Annotated in this window: 3 protein-coding genes; all 3 read right to left on the minus strand. The window is 43.6% G+C overall.

Features of this window, described 5'->3' with window-relative positions:
* Positions 1-1,954 (minus strand): prolyl oligopeptidase family serine peptidase (locus EA341_RS00605; RefSeq protein WP_293010742.1); only part of this gene is annotated, 1,954 nt, incomplete at its 3' end.
* A 181-nt stretch (positions 1,955-2,135) separates the two neighbouring features.
* Positions 2,136-3,845, minus strand: coding sequence for a GMC family oxidoreductase (locus EA341_RS00610; RefSeq protein ID WP_293010744.1), 1,710 nt, complete (start codon positions 3,843-3,845; stop codon positions 2,136-2,138).
* Between the two features lie 3 nt (positions 3,846-3,848).
* Positions 3,849-4,292 (minus strand): gluconate 2-dehydrogenase subunit 3 family protein (locus EA341_RS00615; protein WP_293010743.1); only part of this gene is annotated, 444 nt, incomplete at its 5' end.

Here is a 4,292-nt window from a genome sequence, read left to right on the forward strand (position 1 = left end):
TCAGATCTACGGTATGGGAAACCTGCACATTCCTATCATCATCCCCATGAATAAACAGGACAGGTGATACCCAAGAATCCAGATATGCCAAAGGTGAGGAAAGCCAGGCTATCCTAAGTGCCTTCTCAAAATCAGGCGCTTTTTCATAACCCTCAGGCATTTCAAGTCTGCTGGATAGTTCATGGACGCCGTGAATATCCACCCCTACTGCAAACAAATCAGAATCCTTTCCCAAGGCCAAAGCGGTAAGGTAACCTCCGTAGGACCCACCGTAAATCCCGATCCGCTTGGAGTCCACCTGCGGTAAAGCTGCCAAATACTCGCCGGCTTTTTTGACATCAATATATTCCTCTGCTCCCTGCCAATAAGTCCGCTCTGGTTTATGGAACTCATAACCATACCCAATACCAAGCCTGAAGTTGACAGAAAGGACCACAAAACCCATTTCCGCAAGCTTTTGATTGATCGCATAGGTGTTGGAATAATAATCTCCATAATGCCAGCCCAAAAGCATCTGTCGCTGCGGTCCTCCGTGGACAAAAAGGACGGCAGGTTTCTTGTCAGGACCTCCTTCTTTTTCAAACAACTGGGCATGAACAGTTACCAAATCCGGAGTAACAAAGGTAATTTGCTTTGGCTTTATCAGATTCTCCTTTGGAAATTGGTCAGGGATAAGGTCTTCAGCCAATAATTTGGTCTCACCGGTAGATTTGTTTGTAACAGTAGGCAGTAAGGGGCGGGAATAAGTGGAAGAAACATAAGCCACATGCTCATTATCAGAAAGAACCACAGGAATTGCTTCTATTCCATCTCCTTGGGTAAGTAGCTCCATTTCCCCCTCATGTACATTCACCATTCCTACATGCCTTCTATCTATGTCTTCCTCTCTGGGGCCCACATTTGCTGAAAATACCAGATAACGCCCATCTTTGCTCAAACTGACATGTTCTACCATATATTCTCCACTTGTGAGTTGCCTGGAGGGCCCTGAATCCGCATCCATCGCATACATATGGGGCCAGCCGTCTTCATAAGAAAGGTAAAGCAGTGTTTCATCATCCGCCCAATTGAGATTGGCACTGCCGTGTGTAGTAGGTAGAGAGCCGCGGAGTGTTTCAGGAGCTTTCCAGCGCCTGCTTCCTTCTCCGGTTGTCGCGTCTGCTGTCCATATCTCCCAGGCAGAATGTCTTTGCTCAAGAATCGGAAGTGGTTCACCTTTTCCTCCCGGTCTTCTTACGAATGCTATTTTTTGACCATTGGGAGACCAGCGCAACATCCAGTCTCTATGGAATGAAGGAGCAATGTATCTTACCTTTTGAGTCTTCATATTAAAAATACCAACCAGTGCATGGGTGCTTCTGTTGACAGCAAACAAAAGCTCATTTCCTTGGGGAGACCAATGAATCTCCCCTACATTCCCCTTGATTTCAAAAAGCTGTGAGGCAGACTCTCCCGCCATCGGAACCGTCCAAACTTGTCCGTTTTTGATATAAGCAACCGTCTTACCATCAGGAGAAATGACTGGATCATCTCCTTCTGCCAACATTTGGGCTCCACTTCCATCGTATGCTGCTTTCCAGATTTCCACCTTTGGAATCCTGGCTCCGTGTGCTGGGTTCATCCCTTGGTTTCTTTGCCAATTACTTCCATGCTCTCCTCCCCTTACAAATACAAGCCAATTTGCGTCTGAAGTGAATTGAAGCGAGGTGATTTCCTGACCGTCATCTTCGACAAAACCAGTGATTTTTTTATGGGAGAATTCAGGAGCTTGGGCCACATAGATATTTCTCAAGCCCTGTTCATTCATGGCCCACGCTATTTTATTATCCACTTTGGCAGAAACCAGCTCGGATGGAAAAGAATACAGAGAAATCTCTTCAATGGAAAAAGACTGTGCTAAAGCCATCAGACTAAAGACAGAAGTAAGCAGGATACTCAGAAAATATTTTTTCATCTGTTTAAAATTGTTTTTTAGAGGTCTGATGGAATCTCGCACCCCCCCGATGGCTCGGGTTCATCCCACTGTGTGAAGTTTTCCTCGTGCTCGATTTCATATGATTATAAATTCAAGTAAAAAGATAACCAATAATAATCCTGCTTACAACAATCTTTAAGTCATTCCTCCCAACTATAAATCAGATGTTGCCTTTTTTCAATTCCTCCACAGCATAATTTGCTGCCCTGGCAGTAAAAGCCATGTAGGTCAAAGAAGGATTTTGCGTAGCAGTGGAGGTCATACAGGCCCCGTCGGTTACAAATACGTTTTTACAATGATGCAATTGATTCCATTTATTCAATAAGGAAGTTTTTGGGTCATGCCCCATTCGAACACCTCCCATTTCATGGATGTCAGATCCCGGTGCAGAGCCTGAATCTCTGGCATTGATTTGGGTAAATCCCGCTTTTTCAAACATTTCAGACATCTGCTCCATATAATCCACTACCATTTTGTCATCGTTTTCTGTCCAGTCACAGGAAAGTACCAGCTGCGGAATTCCATATTTGTCTTTAAGGCTTTCATGAAGTCTCACATGGTTCTGCTCAATAGGAATTACTTCACCTTGCATCCAACCTGATACCCACCAAGGGCCTAATTTTCTGTTAAAAATATTCTCTTTTAATTGAGCTCCCACTCCTTCTCTGGAAAACTGTATTGCTCTGGAAGAAGATCCAAAGCCAACAGCATAGCCTCTAAGAAAATCAGTTTCCTGTTTATGAAGGTTTCTAAACCTTGGGATGTAGGAATGGGAAGGATTTTTTCCGGTACTCATTGTATCCTGAAAATTTTCACTCCGACCGGAAATCTGACCCCTGTAATTGTGCCAGGAAATATATTTTCCTAAAAGCCCATTGTCATTTCCCAAGCCATTTGGGAACCTGTCTGAGATGGAATTCAGAAGAATCAGATTGGAATTCAGTGCCGAAGCATTAACAAAAATAACATCAGCGTAATATTCATAAAACTGCATATCATTGGCATCAATAATCCTCACTCCGGTAGCCTTCCCCTTTACTTCATCATAAATGATAGAATGAACTACGGAATGTGGCCTAAGTGTCATGTTCCCCGTTCTTTCAGCCCAAGGAAGCGTAGATGCATTAGCAGAAAAATAACCTCCAAAGGGACAACCCCTATTGCAAAGGTTTCTGTGTTGGCATTTTGCCCTTCCCTGCTGCGTATGGATCTCCTGTGGCTCGGTTACATGCGCACACCTACCATGGATCAAATGTCTGTCTTCATAGTTTTGGGCAATTACTTTCTGGAAATGTCTTTCTACACAGCTTAAATCAAATGGCTTTAGAAATTCACCATCGGGCAATTGGGCAAGACCATCTTTGTTACCTGATATCCCTGAAAACTTTTCAACATGACTATACCAAGGTGCCATATCTTTGTACCGTACGGGCCAATCTACTGCATAGCCATCTCTGGCAGGACCTTCAAAATCAAAGTCCGACCAACGCTGAGTCTGTCTGGCCCAAAGCAGGGACTTCCCTCCTACCTGATATCCCCTTGTCCATTGAAATGGTTTTTCCTGAACGGTTTCTTGCTCTCCTTCTTTCATCCAGAAATGGGCAGTAGACTCATGAACCCTAGCTCCTCTTCTTCCAAACTCCTGTTGTTTTTCCAAAGGTAATTTCCCCCCGAATTCAAACTCCCAAGGATGCTTGTTGGCAGATGGATAGTCCTTTATATGCTTGACATCCCTTCCCCTTTCCAGGACTAGTGTTTTAAGACCTCCTTCACAGAGTTCCTTGGCCGCCCACCCTCCACTGATACCTGATCCTATCACTATGGCATCAAAGGTTGCTTCGTCTTTTGCTTTTACATTGAGATTAGGCATCATTTAAATTTTAAAAGGTTCGTTAGGGACCGGCACACAACCGTCATAACCCCCTGGGATCATTTCGTAATTGGTAAAATTGGTCAGGAAATATTCTGAACTGGTATAAGCCAATACCGCCAACTCCTTTGTCAAATCAAAAAAGGCTTTATCCTCAATTTTTTCCTCATCATTCATGCTGAGGAGCATTTGCTCACGGTTGTTTCTGTCTGAGTCAAAAAATGACTTGTCATGAGTTGATTTGGCATTCTCTTCCAGCTTATCCAATCCTACAACAAAAGATTCCTGAATTTCCAGTTCGTAGCAGTTTGCCAATAACTTATCCAAAAATCTGTCTACACCAAGTTCCAAACCGCCTTTAGTGTCAGTTTCGGGCAATAGGGTATCAATTAAGCTTTGTAGATTTTGCTTTTGGATCTTGTTCAGCGGGAGGCTTTTGTATAAAAA

It is taken from the genome of Mongoliibacter sp., from assembly GCF_007692705.1.
Lineage (GTDB): Bacteria > Bacteroidota > Bacteroidia > Cytophagales > Cyclobacteriaceae > Mongoliibacter.

Coding starts and splice junctions, on each gene's coding strand:
- EA341_RS00610 (WP_293010744.1), bottom strand. CDS start 3,845: ATGCCTAATCTCAATGTAAAAGCAAAAGACGAAGCAACCTTTGATGCC.